The sequence below is a fragment of the Providencia sp. genome (assembly GCF_040396775.1).
In the GTDB taxonomy this organism is placed as follows: domain Bacteria; phylum Pseudomonadota; class Gammaproteobacteria; order Enterobacterales; family Enterobacteriaceae; genus Providencia.
The window spans coordinates 48,550-72,069 of record NZ_JBEBNT010000007.1 but is presented as its reverse complement, the minus strand read 5'-3'; the positions used below and the strand labels follow the sequence as shown (position 1 = coordinate 72,069).

Genomic DNA, 23,520 nt, shown 5'->3' with positions numbered 1-23,520 from the left:
TGAATTATCATGCGGACTGAGTAGTATGGCAGTTACTTAAGATAAAGAGTGTGATGGGGTCATAATAAACACAACAAAAATAAAACTATATTGGTTTTTAAATTATCATAAATCAAATTAATGCTTGAAAATCATCTCGATAATAGGAGGCAAATACATATAAAAGGATGGAACTATGGACTTTATGATTCAACTTGCCATTATCCTTGTTTGCTTGTTCTATGGGGCAAAAAAAGGCGGTATGGCATTAGGGCTTCTTGGTGGGGTTGGTCTCGTTATCTTAGTATTTGGTTTCGGGTTACCGCCAGGAAAACCACCTGTTGATGTTATGCTGGTAATTATTGCTGTTGTTGCCGCATCAGCAACGTTACAAGCATCAGGTGGTTTGGATGTTATGCTGCAAATTGCAGAACGATTACTACGGAAAAATCCAAAATACATTTCTATTGTGGCACCTTTCGTTACCTGTATCTTAACCATTTTGTGTGGTACAGGGCACGTGGTGTACACTATTTTACCTATCATCTATGATGCGGCGATTAAAAATAATATTCGCCCTGAAAGACCGATGGCGGCAAGTAGTATTGGTGCACAAATGGGGATCATTGCCAGCCCAGTTTCTGTTGCCGTTGTGTCTTTAGTTGCCATGCTTAATGGTGTGACCATCAATGGTAAGTCTCTTGAATTCCTCGATTTATTGGCGATTACTATCCCTTCAACCTTAATTGGTATTTTAGCGATTGGTATTTTTAGTTGGTTTAGAGGGAAAGATCTCGATAAAGACCCTGTATTCCAAGAGTTTATCTCTGTTCCTGAAAACCACGACTACGTGTATGGCGGCAGTGTGACACTGCTTGACAAAAAGCTGCCAAAAATTAACTGGGTTGCGATGTGGATTTTCTTAGCATCCATCGTGGTTGTCGCGTTACTAGGTGCATTCTCTGAGTTAAGACCTTTAGTGAATGGCAAACCGCTATCGATGGTTTTAGTTATCCAGATGTTTATGTTGCTGGCAGGTGCGCTCATCATCATTATTTGTAAAACCAATCCAGGGCAAATTTCGAAAAATGAAGTATTCCGCTCTGGGATGATTGCGATTGTGGCGGTGTATGGTATCGCGTGGATGGCAGAAACCATGTTTGGCGCCCATATGGATGAAATTAAAAGTACATTGGGATCGTTAGTGAAAGACTTCCCATGGGCATATGCAGTTATCTTATTACTGGTTTCTAAGTTTGTTAACTCGCAAGCGGCAGCTTTGGCAGCGGTTGTGCCTATCGCATTAGGTATTGGTGTTGACCCTGCTTATATTATTGCATCAGCACCGGCATGTTATGGCTACTATATTTTACCGACTTACCCAAGTGACCTCGCAGCGATTCAATTTGACCGCTCAGGAACGACGCGTATCGGTAAGTTTGTCATCAACCATAGCTTTATCTTACCAGGCTTAATTGGGGTAGGTGTATCCTGCGTATTTGGTTGGGTATTTGCGGCACTTTATGGCTATTTATAATAGATAGAATGCATAAATTAGGATAAGCAGATAAGAAAAGCGATTGCATTGAAAATAGTGCAATCGCTTGTTGTATTAACCAATTTCGATATCAGTCAGAGGGTGGCAGCAACAGGGTAAAATTTCCCCTTCTTGTACAAATGCCAGTGGTTTACGTTTGTAACCCACTTTTCCGCGTAGCAATGTCACTCGGCAAGAACCACAATAGCCTTCTCGACATTGATATTCCACAGGTATACGACTATCTTCAAGCGCTTCGAGTAAACACGAATGAACTTCAGTGTGATAGGGGACTTGCACACCCTGCGTCATACGCAGGGTGATTTTATGATTGGCCATACTTACAGTTCAAAGTCGCTCAAATCATCGGTGTCAACTTGAGAATCAATTTGACCGACTAAATAAGAACTAACTTCAACTTCTTGCGGTGCCACTTGAACGTTATCTGATACCAGCCATGCATTGATCCATGGAATTGGGTTTGAACGACCTTCAAATGGCAGTTTTAGGCCGACAGCTTGCATACGAATGTTGGTGATGTATTCGACATATTGGCACAGAATATCTTTATTCAGGCCAATCATAGAACCTTCACTGAACAGATAATCCGCCCACTCTTTTTCTTGCTCAGCTGCCTGAACAAACAGGTCATAGCACTCTTGCTCGCACTCTGCGGCAATTTCTGCCATTTCAGGGTCATCTTGGCCTGAGCGTAACAGGTTCAACATATGTTGAGTGCCTGTTAAGTGTAAAGCTTCATCACGTGCAATCAGCTTGATAATTTTCGCGTTACCTTCCATTAGCTCACGCTCTGCGAATGCGAATGAACAGGCAAAGCTGACATAAAACCGGATAGCTTCCAGTGCGTTAACACTCATTAAGCACAGGTATAATTGCTTTTTCAGCGCACGCAATGAAACGGTGATTTGTTTTCCGTTACAGTTGTGTGTGCCTTCGCCGAACATGTGATAATAGTTGGTCATTTCGATGAGGTCATCATAATAACCAGAGATATCTTTCGCACGTTTTAAAATTTCTTCATTTTCAACGATATCGTCAAAAATAATTGCCGGGTCATTCACGATATTACGGATAATATGTGTGTATGAACGTGAGTGGATAGTTTCAGAGAACGCCCACGTTTCCACCCAAGTTTCCAGCTCAGGAATCGAAATCAGCGGCAATAATGCCACGTTAGGGCTGCGACCCTGAATAGAGTCAAGCAGCGTTTGGTATTTCAGATTACTGATAAAAATGTGTTTTTCGTGATCTGGTAGCGCATTGTAATCAATACGGTCGCGAGAGACGTCAACCTCTTCGGGACGCCAGAAAAACGATAATTGTTTTTCAATCAGCTTTTCGAAAATCGGATACTTTTGCTGATCATAGCGAGCCACGTTAACAGGTTGGCCGAAAAACATTGGCTCCTGCATTTGGTCATTTTTTTTCTGTGAAAATGTTGTATATGTATGTGACATAACAATTCCTATTAAATTTTACACGCGCCGCCTTCACAATCGGAATCAGCTGACTCAACAACTTCTTCCAGATCGCCCTGAACATCTTCCGCACCATCGCGGGTGTTATGGTAGTAAAGTGTTTTCACACCAAACTTATAGGCGAGCAATAAATCTTTTAGCAATTGGTTCATTGGCACTTTACCGCTCTCGAAACGAGTTGGGTCATAGTTTGTGTTTGCAGAAATCGACTGGTCGATAAACTTCTGCATAATACCAACGAGTTGCAGGTAGCCGCTGATAGATGGCATTTGCCATAACAGTTCATAAGCCCCTTTCAGGTTTTCATAATCTGGTACTACTTGGCGTAAGATGCCGTCTTTTGACGCTTTAATACTGATGTAGCCACGCGGTGGCTCAATACCATTGGTTGCGTTAGAAATCTGTGATGATGTCTCTGAAGGCATCAAAGCAGATAGTGTTGAGTTACGCAGGCCATAAGTTTGAATATCTTTACGCAGTGCTTCCCAATCGTAATGCAGAGGTTCATTGGTTAACTTATCGAGTTCTTTTTTATAAGTATCGATAGGCAATACACCTTGCGAATAGGTCGTTTCATTGAACCACGGGCAAGCGCCTTGCTCTTTCGCTAAATCGTTTGATGCCTTTAACAGGTAATATTGAATCGCTTCAAAGGTTTTGTGCGTTAAGTTATTTGCACTTCCATCTGAATAACGAACACCGTGTTTTGCTAAGTAATAGGCATAGTTAATCACACCAATACCTAATGTACGGCGGCCCATAGAACCTTGCTTAGCCGCAATAATTGGGTAGTCTTGGTAGTCGAGTAGGGCATCCAGAGCGCGAACCGCTAGGATGGCTAACTCTTCTAACTCATCAAGGCTATCAATTGCGCCTAAGTTAAATGCAGACAGTGTACATAACGCAATTTCACCTTCTTCATCATTGATATTATTCAATGGTTTAGTTGGCAGTGCGATTTCTAAGCACAGGTTAGATTGACGAACAGGGGCAACCTGCGGGTCAAATGGGCTGTGTGTATTGCAGTGGTCAACGTTTTGAATATAGATACGGCCTGTTGACGCACGTTCTTGCATCATTAATGAGAACAATTCAACCGCTTTAACGCTGGATTTACGGATAGTCTCATCTTGTTCATATTGCACATATAAACGTTCGAATTCATCTTGGTCTGCAAAGAATGCATCATACAGACCTGGGACATCTGAAGGGCTGAATAGGGTGATGTCTTGGTTTTTAATCAAACGCTCGTACATCAATTTGTTCAATTGCACGCCGTAATCCATATGGCGGACACGGTTACCTTCAACCCCGCGGTTGTTTTTCAGGACTAACAGGCTTTCAACTTCAAGGTGCCAAATTGGGTAGAATAAGGTTGCCGCACCACCACGGACACCACCTTGAGAGCAAGATTTAACAGCTGTCTGGAAGTGTTTGTAGAATGGAATACAACCAGTGTGGAAGGCTTCACCACCACGAATAGGGCTACCTAATGCACGAATACGACCCGCATTTACACCAATCCCAGCACGCTGAGAAACGTATTTAACAATCGCACTTGATGTCGCATTGATGGAGTCAAGGCTGTCACCACATTCAATCAGGACACAAGAGCTGAACTGACGAGTCGGTGTACGTACCCCCGCCATAATTGGCGTAGGTAAAGAAATTTTGAATGTTGAAACCGCATCATAGAAACGACGAATATAGTCTAAGCGGGTTTCTTTTGGATAATGGGAGAACAAGCATGCCGCCACTAAGATGTAGAGGAATTGCGCGCTTTCGTAGATTTCGCCCGTTACACGGTTTTGAACTAAATATTTCCCTTCGAGCTGTTTAACAGCAGCGTAGGAGAAATTCATATCACGCCAATGGTCAATAAAACCGTCCATTTGCTCGAACTCTGCTTGAGAGTAGTCTTCCAGCAAATGCTTATCATACTTGCCCATTTCAACAAGGCGTTTTACGTGCGTGTAGAGTGCTGGTGGCTCAAATTGGCCATACGCTTTTTTACGCAAGTTAAAGATAGCCAGACGTGCAGCAAGGTATTGATAGTCTGGTGTTTCACCAGTAATCAAGTCAGCAGCCGCTTTGATCATCGTCTCGTGAATATCAGACGTTCTGATCCCATCATAAAACTGAATCTGAGAACGTAACTCCACCTGTGAAACAGATACGTTACTTAGGCCTTCCGCGGCCCAGGTGATTACCTTGTGGATTTTATCGAGATCAATGCGTTCTTTATGTCCGTCACGCTTTGTGACTAACAGACTCTGGTTCATGAGTAAGTACACCTTGGTTGAACTACAAATAGTGTGCTGCAAACATAAAAAAGCTCATGGTTAAATACCATGAGACTAGTATTGTTTAGTTTAGCTTCACTACTATATGTAGTAGTTTGTTGAGTAGACAATAACAAGATAATGTTAATATGCGATTTTATCAAGTGAACAAATTGACGGGATCTTGTGGATAACTGGTTGGATAAGAAAAGTGATCATGTCGGTAAGCTGCATGGTAAAAGGGACTAATAAAAAAAAGGCTTCCGACATGATGACTAAAATAAATTTTGTAAACGTAGACCGTTTGCTGATTTCTTAAACGTACTGCTTGTGATTTATTCTTTTCGTGATTACTTAACTATTCGCTCACTGTATGGAGCATATAGTTCACATCGACATTTGGCCCCAGCCAGAACTTGTCAGTGATAGGATTGTAATGTAACCCAGTGATATGCTTATCTTTTAACTGGGTTCCATCAACCCAACTGATGAGTTCAGAAGGGCGAATAAACTTATTCACATCATGCGTACCTTTCGGCACCATCTTCATGACGTACTCAGCGGCAACGACTGCCATCAGCCACGCTTTTTTGTTACGGTTGATGGTTGAAAAAATCACATGACCACCTGATTTAACCAGTTTCGCACAGGCTCTCACAACGGATTGCGGATCAGGAACGTGCTCTAACATTTCCATACAAGTGACAATGTCATAAGCGTGTGGGTGTTTATCAGCATGTTGTTCAACGGTTTCTTGAACATATTCAACAGGAATACCCGATTCAAGAGAGTGTAAGCGAGCGACCATCAGCGGGTCTGCGCCCATATCAAGGCCTGTGACCTCTGCACCTTCACGCGCCATGCTTTCAGATAAAATACCGCCACCACAACCGACATCAAGAATTTTTTTACCGAAAATGCCATCAACACGTTGCATAATATAGCCAAGGCGTAATGGGTTAATGCGGTGCAATGGGGCAAATTCCCCTTCTAAATCCCACCAACGTGATGCAATGGATTCAAATTTCTCGATTTCTTGTTTATCGACATTCAAGTATGTTGGTGTATGGGTATCACTCATTGATAAAACTCCTATTTTAACCCTATGACCGTTGAACCCCTTTTATGATGATACAAATTAGGAACGGTGATAGGTGTCCGTCAGTCATTGATGGTCATAATCTAGACAATAATGCACTTAAGGCAGTTATTAATGAATAATCCCACAAGTTTCGGACACATAAACTTAATTTTCCGCTATTATACATAGCTTGAAAGACAAATACCCGTCTCTTATTTTTATTAAATTGGCGAATTGTGGTATAGTTCTACTCTTTGAATCCGAAGTTATGAGGGACAGTGGTTCCATGAGCGAGATTGCCAGAGAAATCACCCCAGTCAATATCGAAGAAGAGCTGAAAAGCTCGTATTTGGATTACGCAATGTCCGTAATTGTCGGCCGTGCGCTTCCAGATGTTCGTGATGGACTGAAGCCAGTACACCGTAGAGTACTCTTTGCGATGAATGTATTGGGAAATGATTGGAATAAACCCTATAAAAAATCTGCCCGTATAGTCGGGGACGTTATCGGTAAATACCATCCACATGGTGATAGCGCTGTTTACGAGACAATTGTTCGTCTTGCTCAGCCTTTCTCTATGCGTTACATGCTGGTAGATGGTCAGGGGAACTTTGGTTCGGTTGACGGGGACTCCGCAGCCGCAATGCGTTATACGGAAATCCGTATGGCGAAAATTGCCCATGAGTTACTGGCGGACCTTGAAAAAGAAACCGTAGATTTCGTTCCAAACTATGATGGTACAGAGCAAATTCCTGAAGTTATGCCAACGAGAATCCCTAACCTACTGGTTAATGGGTCATCAGGTATCGCTGTCGGGATGGCAACCAATATTCCGCCCCACAACTTGGGCGAAGTCATTAATGGTTGTCTTGCCTATATAGAAGACGAAGATATTAGCATTGAAGGCTTAATGGAGCACATTCCAGGGCCAGACTTCCCAACTGCGGCTATTATTAATGGCCGCCGTGGTATTATCGACGCGTATAAAACGGGTCGTGGTAAGGTGTATATCCGTGCTAGTGCCGAAGTGGAAGTCGATGAAAAAAATGGTCGCGAAACCATTATTGTCAGCGAAATTCCTTATCAGGTGAATAAAGCACGCCTGATTGAAAAAATTGCTGAATTAGTTAAAGAAAAACGTGTTGAAGGTATCAGCGCATTACGTGACGAGTCTGACAAAGACGGTATGCGAATTGTGATTGAAATCAAACGTGATGCAGTGGGTGAAGTTGTTCTGAACAACTTATATTCATTGACTCAACTGCAAGTATCTTTCGGTATTAATATGGTTGCTTTACACCAAGGCCAACCAAAAATCCTAAACCTGAAAGATATTATCGCTGCCTTCGTTCGCCACCGCCGTGAAGTGGTGACACGCCGTACGATTTTCGAACTGCGTAAAGCACGTGACCGTGCGCACATCCTTGAAGCATTAGCCATTGCACTGGCAAACATTGACCCAATTATTGAATTAATCCGTAAAGCACCAACGCCAGCTGAAGCAAAAGCAGGGCTGATTGCGCGCTCTTGGGACTTGGGTAATGTGGCCGCAATGCTTGAACGTGCAGGTGATGATGCGGCACGTCCTGAGTGGCTTGAAGACCAATTTGGTGTTCATGACGGTCAATACTTCCTGACTGAACAACAAGCACAAGCTATTCTTGATTTACGTCTGCAAAAATTAACTGGCCTTGAGCACGAAAAATTACTGGAAGAGTATCGTGAACTGTTAGTGCAAATTGAAGCACTGCTGTTTATCTTAAGAAGCCCAGAGCGCTTAATGGAAGTGATCCGCGAAGAATTAGAAATTATTCGTAGCACTTACAATGATCCGCGCCGCACTGAAATCACCGAAAACACCGCTGACATCAATATTGAAGATCTTATCAATCAAGAAGATGTGGTTGTGACTTTATCTCACCAAGGGTATGTGAAGTATCAGCCTCTGACTGATTACGAAGCACAACGCCGTGGTGGTAAAGGTAAATCAGCGGCACGAACGAAAGACGAAGACTTTATTGAGCGCTTATTGGTCGCCAATACTCACGATACTATTTTGTGTTTCTCAAGCCGTGGCCGTTTGTATTGGATGAAAGTGTATCAATTACCTGAAGCGAGCCGTGGTGCACGTGGTCGTCCTATCGTTAACTTACTGCCATTAGAGCCAAATGAGCGTATTACCGCTATTTTACCAGTGCGTGAGTACGAAGAGGGCTACACCGTGTTTATGGCTACCGCGAGCGGTACAGTGAAGAAAACGCCTCTGCAAGATTTCAGCCGCCCAAGAAGTGCGGGTATTATTGCCGTAAATCTCAACGAAGGTGATGAACTGATTGGTGTTGATTTAACCAATGGTTCTAACGAAGTCATGCTGTTCTCCGCTCAAGGTAAAGTGGTTCGCTTTGCTGAAGATGCTGTGCGTGCCATGGGCCGTACCGCAACAGGTGTTCGTGGTATTAAATTAATGGACGACGACAAAGTTGTTTCTTTAATTATTCCACGCGGCGAAGGGCACATCTTAACCGTGACCGAAAATGGTTATGGTAAGCGTACCGAAGAAGCTGAATACCCAACAAAATCTCGTGCAACTCAAGGGGTTATCTCCATTAAAGTGAGTGAGCGTAACGGGAGCGTTGTGGGGGCAATTCAAGTGGATGACACTGACCAAATCATGATGATCACCGATGCGGGAACGTTAGTCCGCACACGTGTTTCTGAAGTGAGCGTTGTGGGTCGTAATACGCAAGGTGTGACCTTGATTAGAACGGCTGAAGACGAAAAAGTGGTTGGATTGCAGCGTGTTGCTGAAACTGAAGATGATGAAAATGTAGATGAAAGTACCGACGAAAACGGTGCTGATGATGCAAACATCGATGAACAAGAATAAACAACGCGTTTAATCAACACAACGGGCAGCATATATGGCTGCCCGTTTTATTTATTTTCTATAGAACCGCCTATTTTATCCCTTTTCATGTTTATCGTTTTTTAATATTGTAATCGAGTATAATTAGCCGTTGTGATATCGCATAATTAGGAAGGCCCTTGAGATATTTACCCTCGTTTAAAACATCACTAAGATTGTCCCGGGATCTTTTTCGTATCCTCGGCTTGATGTTATGGGGAATGGGTGCCTTTATTACGCTATTTTTTCTCTATTCTCAATTTAACGAATATAAATCTGATATTCGCCAGCAATTTCATTCAGGTTTTGAAAGCTTACAATCCTATATTCAACAAACCGGTGAAACGCTACAAGCGATTCAATCTATGACTGAGCAGCATCGGGTGAAATTGGATGAGTATAAAAAATTACGTGATGATGAACCCGAGTTTATGTCATTACCGGGTTCAGCAAACTACTCTTTCTATAAATTAACGCTAAACTCTGATTGTGATTATTTTCAATACCGTGCTCAACGGTATTTACTTGCGTTTGAACAACTGAACTATTTTTGGAAAGATAGTATTGCCGCACCGCAAGGGTTGAATCACGTTTATTTAATTGGTTCCCAAAGCTATTGTTTAGTCGATTACCCCATTCGTTCGACAGTCTCTGATATTGAAGTGCTCAAAAAGGTTGCTTATGAAAGCGCTCGTTCCTATCAAAGCTTAAAACTACAAGGCAAAGAACGGAATATCTACACGATCGTGCATGGTGCACAACCTGACAATGGCCAGATTTATTTGATTCAGCCTATCCAAAATTCGGGGCCTGTGACAGGGTTTATCGGTATTGAGCGGACGATAAATTTAAATCAATTTAATATCAGCAAAGATAAATCCATCGAAATTATGGTAGCGAATTCGCATAACCAACCCGTCTTATACACGTTAACAGAGGTAAACCCGAAAAACTCTGCATTGTTGACGATTACAGAGCCTTCATTCTTTGGTTTTAACTCTGATTATTCAAAACTTATTTTTAAAAAACGGTTGTTACCTGCGCAAATAACGGTTTTCTTTTCAATTTCAACATCCGAGATTTTATCTAACCTTGAAAGCACCATATTTTATGGCGCAATGCTGAATATTTTTACTGCAGTTTTATTGTTTTTTTTGATTTGGTTACTCGAAAGAAAAATGTTAGAACCTGCCGCCAATACGGCTATCCGCTTAGAAGAGCACGAACAGTTTAATCATAAAATAGTCGCATCTGCGCCTGTTGGGATTATCATTCTAAGGTTAACTGACGGCGGAAACATACTGAGTAATGAACTTGCACACGATTATTTTAGGTTGCTTAACGATGATGATAAACAGCGAGTTTTGACGATTATTCGCCAAAAAACGAGTAATTATATTGATGTTGTCACGAAGAATGGAACGCATTTGCAAATCAGCTTCGTAAACTCGCGTTATCAAAATGAAGATGTCGCAATTTGTGTGCTGATAGACATTAGTATTCGCGTGCAAATGGAGAAATCCTTACAAGATGTCGCGGATGCAGCAGAGCAGGCCAACCATGCAAAATCGATGTTCTTAGCGACAGTGAGCCATGAATTAAGAACACCACTGTATGGGATCATTGGGAATATTGAATTATTGCAGCGCTATGAATTATCAGAAAAAGCAATGCGCTTAGTTTCTACGATGGATAACTCATCCGCCTTACTTCTACAAATTATTAGTGATATTTTGGATTTTTCAAAAATTGAGTCTAAGCAACTGAAAATTGAGAATAAACTTTTCAATTGTCGTGATGTTTTTGCTTTTGTTTTAGCCAACTACTTACCATTGGTGTCGAAAAAAAGAATCTCACTGTATTCATATATTGAACCTGATATTCCTGATTTGATATTAAATGACTCAGTGCGGCTACAGCAAGTTGTCTCTAATATTGTGAACAACAGTATTAAATTTACCCATTCAGGTTTTGTATTACTCCATGTTTGGAAGGATAATAATTATTTAAAAATTGAAATCCGTGATTCGGGAATTGGCATGACGCATGCAGTTGTGATGCAACTATTTGATCCGTTCTTCCAAGTTTATGACCAAAATAATACGGGGCATAAAGGTACAGGGTTAGGCTTGGCTATCTGTGAAAAACTGATAAACCTGATGGATGGGGATATTGAAGTAAGTTCTCAGCATGGTCTTGGAAGTTCCTTTATCATACGTATCCCACTATATGGGCAAGAGTATATTCAAAAAAATATCCCTGAATATCGCGCAAACTATCAAATTGCCATATCGTGCAAAAACGCATTTTTGATGAGCTTTTTATCACGTTTACTCAAGCACGCTGAATTTACTGTCATAGCAGCGAATGATATTGATAAGGATAGAGTTTATGACTTGCTCATCACTGATTTTACGGATGACACTGAAGTACAAAGTCACGACCAAATAAGGCTTTCAAGTTTCTATGCAGGGGAGTTTTATGAGTCTGAACCAAATGAGTGGGTTTATAATACATATCAATTAGATAAACTACCGGTGCTTATCGATAAGTGGTTAGTTAAAGTTGCAGAAGAAAATATAAAGAATCAGAATATTCATGAACCTATTGAAGCGGATTGCCGATTGAGTGGGTATCATGTTTTAATTGTTGATGATCATCCAATTAACCGCATGTTATTGAGTGAGCAACTTGCTAGTATCGGTTTTAGCACAAGCACTGCAGTTGATGGTATTGATGCACTTAAGTATTTAAAGAATAACCGTGCTGATATTGTTTTATCGGATGTGAATATGCCAAATATGGATGGATATCAATTGGCTCAGGAGCTACGACGTTTAGGGGAAACATTACCGATTATTGCACTGACCGCCAATGCAATGGCAGAAGAAAAACAACGCTGTATTGACGCGGGGATGAATGAGTGTTTATCTAAACCAACAACCATTGCAATTTTACGTGAAACGCTTATTCGATTTTGCTAACGCCAAGAGCAAAAAAATAAAAACCCGCAATCGGGTTTTTATCGTTTAGATAGGCTGATAAGCATTACTCAGAAGGTGAATTATCAATACTCACCGATGAAAGGTAATTGAGTAGTGCAATATCATTTTCTACGCCCAATTTCAGCATCGCAGATTTTTTCTGGCTACTGATTGTTTTAATACTGCGATTCAATTTTTTAGCGATTTCGGTTACCAAAAAACCTTCTGCAAATAAGCGTAAAACTTCACTTTCTTTTGGTGATAAACGTTTATCACCGTAGCCGCTTGCATTCACTTTTTCGAGTAATTTGCTGACGCTTTCTGGTGTGAATTTTTTACCTTTTTGTAAAGCCGCAAGCGCTTTTGGTAAATCTGCTGGTGCACCTTGTTTTAAAACAATACCTTCAATATCCAGCTCTAGAATAGCACTTAAGATAGCTGGGTTATTGTTCATGGTCAGAACAATAACTGAAAGGTCAGGGTAGTGGCGCTTAATGTATTTAATTAGTGTAATACCGTCGCCATACTTATCACCGGGCATAGATAAATCAGTAACTAGAACGTCAGCATTTAGTCGTGCTAAGTTATTAATCAAAGAGGTCGAATCTTCAAACTCACCGACGATATTCACCCATTCGATCTGCTCAAGTGACTTTCGAATACCGAAAAGAACAATAGGATGATCATCGGCAACAATGACATTTAGGTTATTCATATTATTGGTTACCTTCTGGCATTAGTTTTTTGACTGAATTATCCAGGTCTCTAATGCAATTTCTTATTTCAATTCCGTTTTTATCTGCTATGTAGTGTTCTAAGTCCTCACAAAGTTTATGAAGAACTGTAAACTCGAGCATAGCAAAAACTCCTTTTAAACGATGTGCAGTGTTTTTCAATTCGGCTAAATCCTCAACACTTTCACTATTATACAGTTTATTAATATCTATCGGTACTGTTGTGATGAACAAATCTCGATAACCACTTTGTGCCAAAGCCGATTGATATGTTGCAATTGCATTTTCTGTGGTGATTAACTGTTCATCAGGGAGAGCTGTTTCATTCACATTACTGCTATCGGTATTGGCATTTTCGATTAATAACGAAATTGCATCAATCATTTCATCAGCAAAGTTGTAGTTAGCTTCAATATAATTATGATTAATTATATTTAGCGAAGAGAGGCTCCCGTCAACTTTAACTGTATATTCAAAGGCCTCTTCATTGTTATCAGTGATGAGTAAATCCCAATCGGGTTGGGCAGAACTTTCACTTAAATCAAGAAATTCCGCACCGTAGTTTGACAGCGTACTTCTTACTATCCGCGAAATATCTGCATTGTGTATATTTAAACGAATGTATACGTCTTCTAATAGTGCAGGGTATTCAGACACGATAGATTCATTAATGGCTGGCAGCGAAAGTTCATAATGTGTTCCAATCGCCGCACTTGAACGAATAGAAAGTGTGCTGTTCATTTTTTTTGCCAATAATTTGCATAAATAGAGCGTCATTCCTGAGCGTGTAAACTGTGCAGATTTAACGGTTTGAGCGCTAAACGGATTTTGCAAATTACTCAGCTCTTGGTTACTTAAACCTGTTCCGCTGTCTCTAATATTAAGTGAGATAACATGTTTATCTATATCATAAGATAGCGTGAAAGAGATTTTACCAAAAGAGGTTGTGACAAGAGAATATTCCCAAATTAATTGTAAAAGATTTTGCAGGTAAATAGGATTTACTTCAATCAGTGACTCTGGATTTACATTGTTATGAAAATAGAGGGATAGACCTTTATTATTAATTTTAGATAGATTGTTCTTGAGAAATTGGTTGATCAATTGACTGATTGAAACCCTCTCTGGTTTAAGAGTGGCTTTTTGTGATTCTAACTGGTTAAGAAGTTCAATGTTATTAAACCAAGAGTAAATCGTCACTAATTGATTTTCAAGCTCTCGCAAGATGGTGTGCTCAGTGGTATCTGTTGGCAGGGTTAACTGCGAAAATTGTACTTCCATTGTGGATAGCGCAGGTAGGATTTCACTGCACATATTCTCAAACACAACTTTGCGCATTTGAATATTTTTTTGATACTCCCGCATTGCAAGCTCTTGGCGTTTTTGCGTCAGGACTTCTTTATCTTTATCCATAATAATAAAGAGTGCTGCATTTGGCATGGCTTCATTCTCAACTAGCACGACCTCGAAGATGTTATTTTCAATAGAAACTTGAATAAAATCATGGTTATCCATAGCCATTTCTTTGATATGAGCAAGGTCCATTGAGGGCAATAACTGGTTTGCAATATTATTACTGAGGATTTTTGTGTTGGTATTAAAATCGTAAACTAAGATACCGTAGGAGATACGGCTGATGATATCGTTATTCAAGGACTCTTTAAATTGGAGTTCTTGTAACATGGATGTGTTTGGCGAAATCAAACGCTTACGTAGAAAAATTAACGTGAATACCGCTAAAAAAATCATTGCTATCGTGCAAGTAATTAGCCAAAAATTATAGCTAATAATATTAAAAATAATCGTTTTTAGCGAAATGTGATAATACAGTTGATAGGGCGTACCATCTATAGGTTGTGAAAATATAAGGTTTGCCCCCATTAATGTATTGTATGCTTCGGGGCTTGCTGTGCCAGAAGAACGCGAATTTATGGTGAATAAATCACCATCTAGCGAGGCAGGAATTAATGAATTCATTGATATATCAAAAGATATAACGCTTGTTAATTGCCCAGGAGAATTAAACATGAGACGGTATGTATAGTAATACACATTTTCAGGGGAATATTTTTGTACGTTAGAGATGATTTCCCGTCGGTCCAGTAATGTGGACTGAGCTAACATATCGGCACGCTTTTCTTCAGCCGTGAGTGTTAAATAACTTTCTTTGAAACGTAACTCGGGTTTTAGCACAGAGTGAGTGGTGACAAGAACTAAGGTATTATCTAACCCATTTAGGTAATACATGGAGTTATATTCATTTCTTGCTCCCCAAACAATCTCCATATAGTTAGCTAATTTAGTGGCAAGTTCATTACTGGTGGCTTTGTTTGGACCGAACACAATGGCATCAAGCGTTTGGTTCGCGCTCGTTAACCAATAAATGTCGTGGCGCATCTCCATCGCAGAAAGTGGGTTATTGGTCGGTACGGAGGATTGGTCATTGGCAAGTTTATAAATGTGGCTTGCTTGATAACGATAATCTTCAATTTGGTAGGCTAACCTAGCGGCCATACTATGAAGCGCAGTTTGGCGGCTTTTGACCCATTCTTGATAGTAGTTAAAGAGTGATAATGAAAGCATCACAATTAACAGTAAAATAAATGTCGCAAAAATGCGTGAAAGGGCATTTTGTTTTAATAATGTTTGTCTGTACATACTCGAGCACGCGATCCCATCGGCAAATTTATTATTAGATTAAAAATCATACGCCTAGAGTACTAGTAGACTCCGATTTTGCACAGATATTACCATTTTTCTTGGTAAAATGAGAACAATTGAGTGAAGATTAGCCAAACGAATTAAAAAAAGCAATTTTTTTACTTTCAGGGGTAGACAAGGGGGCAGGATTCCTCCATAATCGCGCCCCATGGAGAGATGGCCGAGCGGTCGAAGGCAGCGGTCTTGAAAACCGCCGATGGGTAACCATCCTAGAGTTCGAATCTCTATCTCTCCGCCAAATTAGCCGGCTTAGCTCAGTTGGTAGAGCAACTGACTTGTAATCAGTAGGTCACCAGTTCGACTCCGGTAGCCGGCACCAAATAAGAACCCGTTATCTCGAAAGAGTTAACGGGTTTTTTCTTGCTTATTATTTATCTCATTGAATTACTTCTAGTTACTGATGGGGCATTTTGTACCATCATCGCTAAAAAACCATCAACTTCGATTCTGTACTCTTTTTAATGAGAAAGAGTAATGCGTGTATCTTTTGATTTAATTTTTTCAAGCTCCTCTATCATTGGGCTACTTTTTGCTGAGTATCTCACTCCATGTACTTTATTTATTATAAAAATAAATACATAAGATAATCTTTGAGTATTATCACCCCTATTTATAAGCTATTTTTACGTAGCCAACAGTGTTTAATTTCATTAAGACACAGTAGGTGAGTAATCTACTGTTACAATTATTGAGTGTATTTCACACTCAAGCAAAAGACGATCTTATATAATAGAAGTAACTTAAAATGATTAAAAACCATGGTGCTATTAATGAATAATAAAATAAGTGCTTTTTTGTGCGTAGCAGCATTAGCTATTGGGGCGTTTGCTCCAGTTTCTTATGGCGATAATTTGCGTGTTGCTGTAGGTTCTACAGGCTATCTTGGTGAGGTATCACCACCTTTACGAGTTGTTAATTTTGAAGAGCGTTCAGGAACAGCTCGCATTAACCCAAATTTTCCATTCATTGAATTGATAACATGGAAGAAGGGAGGAGGCCCTAACTGGGAATATACCTATTACCCACAGGAAGGGGCTTATGGGGTTACGCTTGTAAATGAAAATGATAAAAATAACAAAATAATTCTACTGATAAATGGCACATTTAGTGTGAGATATTTGCGTTTTAAAGTCATTGGCGATGTAAATTCAGGTCTTGAGTGGGAAAATGCGTCTTTTTCACTTAGAAACTCGAAAATGACATCATCGAACAGAATGTATCATGTTTCTAGTGGAACGACTAATCCATTAAGTTTTGGATTGGAGCCTCAAAGTGGGGTAAATGGTTATTTAGCTAACTATGTTCAAAATGGTTCAGCAGACCCTATGCAGTTCACTGGTATTATTACGAGCTATTCTGCGTATGCGCCTCAACCACTTAAAAAAGGCCGCTATTTTGCTAATGATAGATTGATTATGGCTCACCGGGATGGTCCTGGAAATGGTTTTTCCGTAGAACAATCGAACGCGACATTTATTAATGAGTATCAGGATTTAGGTGTATTTGTCGTAGATACATGTAAAGTTGCCCCACTTACAAATACGCAAATTGATTATGGGGCCCAATTGGCGGGTACGTATCCTTCGCCTAAAAACCTAGCAAATTCACTTGCTCAGCTTAATGTTAATTGTGCTAATAGTGGTAAATATTTTATGGGTATTAAGCCAATGAATGCATTGGTACAAGGTAATCAGACGGGTATGGTGCTAAATGCAGTCAGTGGAAACGCTGAGGATTTACCGTATATTGCCACGTCAGTAGGTACCGCGGCTAAAGGTGATGAAGTCTGCCGCACTGACTCTTCAGATGCGGTTAATTACACTGAAAGTAAGCAGGTGTATAGCTCAACCGGGCCAAACTTTACTCAAGGGTTAAATTTTGCATTATGCGCTAATGGAAAGATAGCACCAGGTGCATATCGTGGAAGTATGGTTGTTAATTTCCTGATTGAATAAAATAAAGCAGAGAGTGCAACCAGATAAAAAGCAGCCTTATTAACGGGCTGTTTTTTATTGTTAGCCTTAAATCACCGATTGAGGCAGTATAGATTTCTTAAGAGGAGCCTATGAAAATATGTATTATTGGTACATCGGGCGTTGGAAAAACAACGCTAGCAAAAAGGCTTTACCAAGAATTTAATATTCCAATGTATGAGTTTGATGATATTTATTGGGATAAAACGGGGGATGAATACAGAAAGAATTCCCCTGATATCATTCAGTCTCGGGTTTCAGGTGTATTATCACAGGAAGCGTGGATCGTTGAGGGGGCCTATGATAAACGGCTGTTACCATTTTTTAACGACAGCATGCTAATTATTCATTTAACAGAATCTCATCGCGTTTGTGCAGCTCGTATTATAAAACGTTTTATATTTGCTCGCCTAGCAAGAAAGCGCCCAAAAGAAACGTGGAAAAACACCCGTGAGTTATTGTCTTTTACTAAAGAATTTGAGTCTCGATTAGGGGCATTTTTTGTATTACACCCTGAGCTTGGTTTGAAAAAAGTTACGGTTAACGCGAATAAAATAAATGCTATTGATGTTGTTAAGCATTTTAAGTACACCCAATCAATCACTAATATACTGTAATTTAGCTATTTGTTTTTTAAAAAGGTGTTAGTCAAGAAAGTGGTGATTTTTTAAAAAAATAGCCCCTGGTGTTGGGGCTTAAAAGGGATGGTACTACTAGGATTAACTCATAGATTTAGTTATACGCGAATGAGCGTCATTTTTTGCAAGTGATAGTTAAAATTAAATTAAGTTTTGTAAAGTAATGAAAGTCAAAAGAAAATCAAGCTAGGTTTAGGCGTAAGAAGGGTAATATCTTTGCTTATTGTTATGTTTGGTAGCTGATGAGGCTGAAAGATATCGGTGTGGTGAAAATATAAATTTCACTGAGTCAGAAAAATAAAAATAGATACTATTAACGAAAAAGTAATTCTTATTATTAAGCGAATATACTTGTTTTTTCTTCAGTAAAGAAAAGCCTCGTTAGATGACGAGGCTTCAGACTGCTGTCAAACCGATTAGGTTTGGCTGCAGGTTGGATAGGTTTTGAAAATAGACAAGGAAAATCAACTCCTTGATTTTCGGCTGATAACACAAAGCAGGAAAAACCACGTTTTTATCCTGCTTTGTCAACAACCTCAAGCCTCGTTAGATGACGAGGCTTTTTTTGTTAGAACCAGCTGTGTAGCATAAAATAGGATAATGAAAATACAAAAATAACCATTAGGTGTTGAAGCACCTTTAAAAATAAAAGAAATCTTCTTATTTGATTCATTTTTTCCTGCTCAGACTAACAAAATATACGAAGAAATTAATGTAACGTTTACAGCGTAGTTAAGATATCAAGAAATTTCCAATGACTAAAAGTAAATTTTTCAAAAAATATGAAATAAAATAATGAATTAAGTAAATCCAACTAGTCATTAACAATGGTATAAATATATACAATAAATATTGTTATAATAAATACACAAAGGAAAACATTCTGAAATTGTATTTTATTTTAGTAAAAAAATGCCCTGTCTAATTATTAGATAGGGCATCATAGGAATTACCTTTTTTGTTTTAAACTAAAAAGTATTTTCATATTCACGCGCTTTTTTGATGTCGTAATTATGTTCCCATTTAGCAATAACGAGCGCGGCTAATGCATTACCAACAACGTTGAGGGCTGTACGCGCCATATCTAAAATACGGTCAACACCTGCGATGAATGCAAGGCCTTCAAGTGGGATCCCTACACTGCCTAAAGTGGCAAGCAGTACAACGAATGATACCCCAGGAACGCCTGCAATACCTTTTGAGGTGATCATCAGGGTAAATACGAGTATCAGCTCTTGACCTATGGATAATTCAATACCGTAGAGCTGGGCGATAAATATTGCTGCAATACTTTGGTATAAGGTAGAGCCATCGAGGTTAAATGAATAACCGATAGGAATAACAAAACTGGTTACGGATTTTGGTGCGCCGTATTTTTCCATTTTGTCCATGATGCGTGGAAGTACAGTTTCAGAACTTGCGGTGGAATAGGCTAACAGAAGTTCATCTTTTAATATTTTCATTAACGTGAAAATATTAATTTTGCAATAGCGTGCAACAATTCCTAAAACTACCACCGCAAAGAAAATAATTGCGCAGTGCACCAAAATAACCAGTTTAAGCAACGGCACTAATGATGAGAAACCAAAGTTTGCAACGGTGACTGAGATCAGTGCAAATACCCCGATTGGCGCATACATCATGATCATATTAGTGACACGGAACATAGTTTCAGAGAACGTCTGTAATACATCAAGCAGTGGTTGTTTTTTCTCAGCAGGTAAAGATGACAGTCCTAAACCGAAAATAACCGCAAAGAAGATGACAGGGAGCATATCACCACTCGCCATCGCTGCAAAAATATTGCTAGGAACTAACGTGAGAATGGTATTGATAATCCCTGATGGGTGGCTTTCGACTTCCTGCGTTGTTTTTTCGTATTGAGAAATATCGACTTGGGTGAGCTGAGACATATCAATGCCAACACCCGGTTGAAATATATTTGCGAAGGAAATACCGACAATAATGGCAATTGTGGTAATCACTTCAAAATAGAGAATGGTTTTGAAACCGAGAGAGCCTAACTGTTTTGTATTGCCGACACCTGCGATACCTACGATGAGCGTTGAGATAACAATGGGGACAACGATCATTTTAATCAACTGGATAAATATTTTACCCGCGGGAGAAAGGATATTTAAAATAAGCCAATCTTTGTACTCTGTATTGTCATGCAAAAGCGCACCAGCAATAACACCTAAAATAAGAGCGGCCAGTATTTGCCATCCTAGGCCAAATTTAAAGGGCTTCTTATTAGTCACTTGGTTTAATGTCATAATGGAATCTCATTTATATTAATAATTTTTATGTATGCTTTTTTATTATCGTAAATTTTATAGCGAATATTCGAGAAAACTACAACCGTTAACTCGATTTATTTGAGTAATTTCAGTAGGTAATTTATATCAAACCGTTACTTTTGTTAAAAAAATGAGTTAAAAGTCAACTGATTGTAATATTTTATTGTTTAATGTGAATTCTTGTGGCGTGAGAAAGTTAATTTTTGGAGTGTATTAAAAAAATGAAAGTGTTTTATTCTAGTGTCTTTTTTGTTAAAAATTGGTTGGCTGGGTAAAAATAAAACTAGATTAGATAAAAAAAGCAAACAAAAGCACTTTTTTTATTACATGACGATATAAATAAAATATTAAAATTAAAGATAAGAATGTGATTAATTAACAATACAGAGTTTTCTACTTTATAAATTTAAACTTACCTTACTGTAATATCAGTAAAAAATTTTATTGTGAGAATAAAATGATTCACTCAAGTTTTTGTAATGTGAGAATGAGTAAGAACTTTAATCTGTGGTAATTGAATTAAGGGAAGAGAGACGTAAATTGGGTGAAAAGACGAAATTAAAACGAGGTTTGGCTGCGTTTATAAGCCGCTAATAGTGTTCGCTCAGATAAATCAAGATAGCTACGTAAGGTATTGGCGGCTTCAAGGTTGTGGCCTTCATCGAGTAGCTCAAGAATAAATTGGTTTTTATCGATATAAGGGGCATATAAGATTTTGGGGTCATTTAGGTGCCCAAAAGCGAGACGTAATTCAGCAGACACATTACGATAAAGTTTGATAAGCCGTTCACTATCGGTTAATTCGACAATTGCAGTATGGAATTTCATATTGGCAGTACCCACACCAACCCAATCCTCGACTTTTTCATGTTGGCGCGCATCACAAACCGCATCTTTCATTTTTTGTACCGCAGGGTGCAACGCATAGGCGTGTTCCAGCGCATTACATTCAATCAGCCGTCTTACATGGTAAATATCAATAATTGCCGCCATATCGGGGACTGATACGAAAACGCCCTTATTTGGTGCATAGGTCAGTAACCCTTCTTGTGTTAATACACGAAAGACTTCACGTAAGGTATTACGTGAAATATCGAGTTCATCACTGAGTGTTGCTTCAGACAAGCGCTGCCCAGGGGTGATTTCCCCAATAGTGATTTTAGAGCGGATAACTTCTGCAATCGTGACTGACAAGGTTTGGGCAACAGGCGTTTTTTTCATAAAAAAGCACACTTGAATTTGGTGGATGATGAGCGGCTATATTCACATATTCACGTTTAGGCAGCAAGTTTCCGTTCAAAAACATCAATGTGCACACCTAAATTTGCACTTATATGGTGAAAATGGGCTAAGTCGCACTGAATTGGTGCATGCCAGTGAAAGTTACCTTCTCTTTTTTACTTTAATTGTTAAAAAAGTGATCACGCCTTGATTTTTAAATCACGGATAACGATTTTTATTGATTGTTTATTCGGCATCTCATACTAATTGTTCAACAATCTATTAAAAATGAATTAACAATCCTTATAACAAGTAGAACAATGGCACGATAATTGCCTGAGTGATAATCGCAATAACAACATCTACAACAACACAAATAATTAAAACAATAAGCATAGAGGAGTACGTATATGGCAGCTCAAGAAAGCGCACCAAGCACTGCTGAGTATGTGAAAAGTCGCCGTTCTTCGTTGATTAGTGCCATCTTTTTGATGGCGACATCTGCAATCGGGCCTGGTTTTATTACCCAAACCGCAACATTCACTGTCGCATTAGGCGCAGCTTTTGCTTTTGGGATCTTAGCGTCAATCGTGATTGATTTTATTGTGCAGCAAAATATCTGGCGAGTGGTGACATTAACAAAAATGCACTCTTCTGAAATCGCCAACGCAACGATCCCTGGAAGTGGCTATGTTTTGGCTGTGCTAGTGATTTTTGGTGGTTTGGTATTTAACATCGGAAATATTGCAGGGGCGGGGTTGGGGCTCAATGCGTTAGTGGGGCTTGACCCTAAATGGGGCGGGTTCATTAGCGGGTTATTGGGGATTTATATTTTCTCATCTCGTAAAGCCAGTACCTTTATCGATCGCCTAATGATTGGTCTAGGCTTGGCGATGATAGCATTAACGCTGTATGTGATGTTTGTATCTAACCCACCCGTCGGTGAAGCATTAAAACAAAGCGTGATGCCAGATACTATTGATTTTGCCATGATCACAACGATTGTTGGCGGAACTGTCGGGGGCTATATTTGTTATGCAGGTGCACACCGTTTATTAGATAAGGGAACAGTCGGCATTGAAAACATCCATGTTGTATCGAGTGCGGCAACAAAAGGCATTTTAGTTGTTGGTTTGATGCGTTATGTCTTATTTTTAGCGATTTTGGGTGTCGTTGCAAGCGGCGTAACAATCGATCTTTCAGGGCAAGCTGCGAACCCTGCATCCCAAGCGTTCCAAGCGGCAGCAGGTAATTTTGGCCTGCGCATTTTCGGTTTGATTTTATGGGCCGCTGCGTTGACCAGTATTATTGGTGCGGCATATACCTCAATGAGCTTCTTAAAAGTATTCAAAACATCTATAACTGAAAGGCAGCGCAACGTTGCGACTATTGTTTTTATCACTATTTCGTTAGTTATCTATTTATCTATGGGTACAGCTCCTGCTGCGTTGTTGGTCTTTGCGGGTGGGTTTAACGGTTTAGTGTTACCGCTTGGTTTAACCATTTTTGTGTACATCGCATGGCGACGCGCAGATTTGATGCCGGGTTATCATTATCCGCGTTGGTTAATTTGGTCGGGGATCGTGACCTGTGCGCTAACGTGGTATATGGCGGCCATGTCCGTTACTGCTATTTTTAATTACCTGAAATAACCCTTGGAGTGATG

Annotated in this window: 14 protein-coding genes and 2 tRNA genes; 8 read left to right on the top strand and 8 right to left on the bottom strand. The window is 39.6% G+C overall.

Going from position 1 to position 23,520, the window contains the following annotated elements; translation table 11 throughout:
- Window positions 1-175: 175 nt before the first annotated feature.
- Window positions 176-1,516 (top strand): anaerobic C4-dicarboxylate transporter, encoded by a 1,341-nt coding sequence (locus tag ABWP91_RS10000; protein WP_206082329.1) that lies wholly within the window; start codon window positions 176-178, stop codon window positions 1,514-1,516.
- Window positions 1,517-1,591: 75 nt separating this feature from the next.
- Here ABWP91_RS10000 and yfaE read toward each other — a convergent pair whose 3' ends face one another.
- The 4 genes from yfaE to ubiG all read right to left on the bottom strand — a co-directional run bounded on the left by yfaE (window position 1,592) and on the right by ubiG (window position 6,378).
- On the bottom strand, window positions 1,592-1,855 hold the full coding sequence (gene yfaE / locus ABWP91_RS09995) for a class I ribonucleotide reductase maintenance protein YfaE (RefSeq protein WP_353243147.1): 264 nt from the start codon (window positions 1,853-1,855) through the stop codon (window positions 1,592-1,594).
- A gap of 2 nt (window positions 1,856-1,857) precedes the next feature.
- Window positions 1,858-2,994, bottom strand: a complete 1,137-nt coding sequence (nrdB, locus tag ABWP91_RS09990) for a class Ia ribonucleoside-diphosphate reductase subunit beta (protein WP_353243146.1) — start codon at window positions 2,992-2,994, stop codon at window positions 1,858-1,860.
- A gap of 11 nt (window positions 2,995-3,005) precedes the next feature.
- Complete coding sequence (gene nrdA, locus ABWP91_RS09985; RefSeq protein ID WP_353243145.1) at window positions 3,006-5,297, bottom strand: class 1a ribonucleoside-diphosphate reductase subunit alpha; 2,292 nt, start codon at window positions 5,295-5,297, stop codon at window positions 3,006-3,008.
- Window positions 5,298-5,655: 358 nt separating this feature from the next.
- Window positions 5,656-6,378 (bottom strand): bifunctional 2-polyprenyl-6-hydroxyphenol methylase/3-demethylubiquinol 3-O-methyltransferase UbiG, encoded by a 723-nt coding sequence (gene ubiG / locus ABWP91_RS09980; protein ID WP_353243144.1) that lies wholly within the window; start codon window positions 6,376-6,378, stop codon window positions 5,656-5,658.
- Window positions 6,379-6,664: 286 nt separating this feature from the next.
- Between ubiG and gyrA the strand changes: the two genes are divergently transcribed.
- The gene (gyrA, locus tag ABWP91_RS09975) at window positions 6,665-9,265 is read left to right on the top strand and encodes a DNA topoisomerase (ATP-hydrolyzing) subunit A (protein ID WP_353243143.1); all 2,601 of its coding nucleotides are present in this window, start codon (window positions 6,665-6,667) and stop codon (window positions 9,263-9,265) included.
- A gap of 158 nt (window positions 9,266-9,423) precedes the next feature.
- Window positions 9,424-12,267, top strand: coding sequence for a two-component system sensor histidine kinase RcsC (rcsC, locus tag ABWP91_RS09970; protein ID WP_353243142.1), 2,844 nt, complete (start codon window positions 9,424-9,426; stop codon window positions 12,265-12,267).
- A gap of 64 nt (window positions 12,268-12,331) precedes the next feature.
- Here rcsC and rcsB read toward each other — a convergent pair whose 3' ends face one another.
- Together rcsB and rcsD are read right to left on the bottom strand one after the other, a co-directional pair.
- Window positions 12,332-12,982 (bottom strand): response regulator transcription factor RcsB, encoded by a 651-nt coding sequence (gene rcsB / locus ABWP91_RS09965; protein ID WP_206082322.1) that lies wholly within the window; start codon window positions 12,980-12,982, stop codon window positions 12,332-12,334.
- A gap of 1 nt (window position 12,983) precedes the next feature.
- Complete coding sequence (rcsD, locus tag ABWP91_RS09960; protein WP_353243141.1) at window positions 12,984-15,659, bottom strand: phosphotransferase RcsD; 2,676 nt, start codon at window positions 15,657-15,659, stop codon at window positions 12,984-12,986.
- A 213-nt stretch (window positions 15,660-15,872) separates the two neighbouring features.
- Between rcsD and ABWP91_RS09955 the strand changes: the two genes are divergently transcribed.
- The 4 genes from ABWP91_RS09955 to ABWP91_RS09940 all read left to right on the top strand — a co-directional run bounded on the left by ABWP91_RS09955 (window position 15,873) and on the right by ABWP91_RS09940 (window position 18,312).
- Window positions 15,873-15,960, top strand: a tRNA-Ser gene (locus tag ABWP91_RS09955).
- A gap of 5 nt (window positions 15,961-15,965) precedes the next feature.
- Window positions 15,966-16,041, top strand: a tRNA-Thr gene (locus tag ABWP91_RS09950).
- Window positions 16,042-16,492: 451 nt separating this feature from the next.
- Window positions 16,493-17,677 carry a hypothetical protein gene (locus ABWP91_RS09945; RefSeq protein WP_353243140.1) on the top strand — a complete coding sequence of 395 codons (1,185 nt, stop codon included), beginning with the start codon at window positions 16,493-16,495 and terminating at the stop codon, window positions 17,675-17,677.
- 110 nt (window positions 17,678-17,787) lie between these two features.
- A complete protein-coding gene (locus ABWP91_RS09940) occupies window positions 17,788-18,312 on the top strand; it encodes an AAA family ATPase (RefSeq protein WP_353243139.1) in 525 nt (174 codons plus the stop codon).
- A 989-nt stretch (window positions 18,313-19,301) separates the two neighbouring features.
- On the opposite strand, the gene gltP is transcribed toward ABWP91_RS09940, so the two are convergent.
- Together gltP and ABWP91_RS09930 are read right to left on the bottom strand one after the other, a co-directional pair.
- Window positions 19,302-20,609: a glutamate/aspartate:proton symporter GltP gene (gltP, locus tag ABWP91_RS09935; protein ID WP_353243138.1), complete on the bottom strand. Its 1,308-nt coding sequence runs from the start codon at window positions 20,607-20,609 to the stop codon at window positions 19,302-19,304.
- A 582-nt stretch (window positions 20,610-21,191) separates the two neighbouring features.
- Window positions 21,192-21,854, bottom strand: a complete 663-nt coding sequence (locus ABWP91_RS09930) for a GntR family transcriptional regulator (protein WP_353243137.1) — start codon at window positions 21,852-21,854, stop codon at window positions 21,192-21,194.
- 410 nt (window positions 21,855-22,264) lie between these two features.
- On the opposite strand from ABWP91_RS09930, the gene ABWP91_RS09925 reads away from it, so the two are divergent.
- A complete protein-coding gene (locus ABWP91_RS09925; protein WP_353243136.1) occupies window positions 22,265-23,506 on the top strand; it encodes an NRAMP family divalent metal transporter in 1,242 nt (413 codons plus the stop codon).
- Window positions 23,507-23,520: the final 14 nt, after the last annotated feature.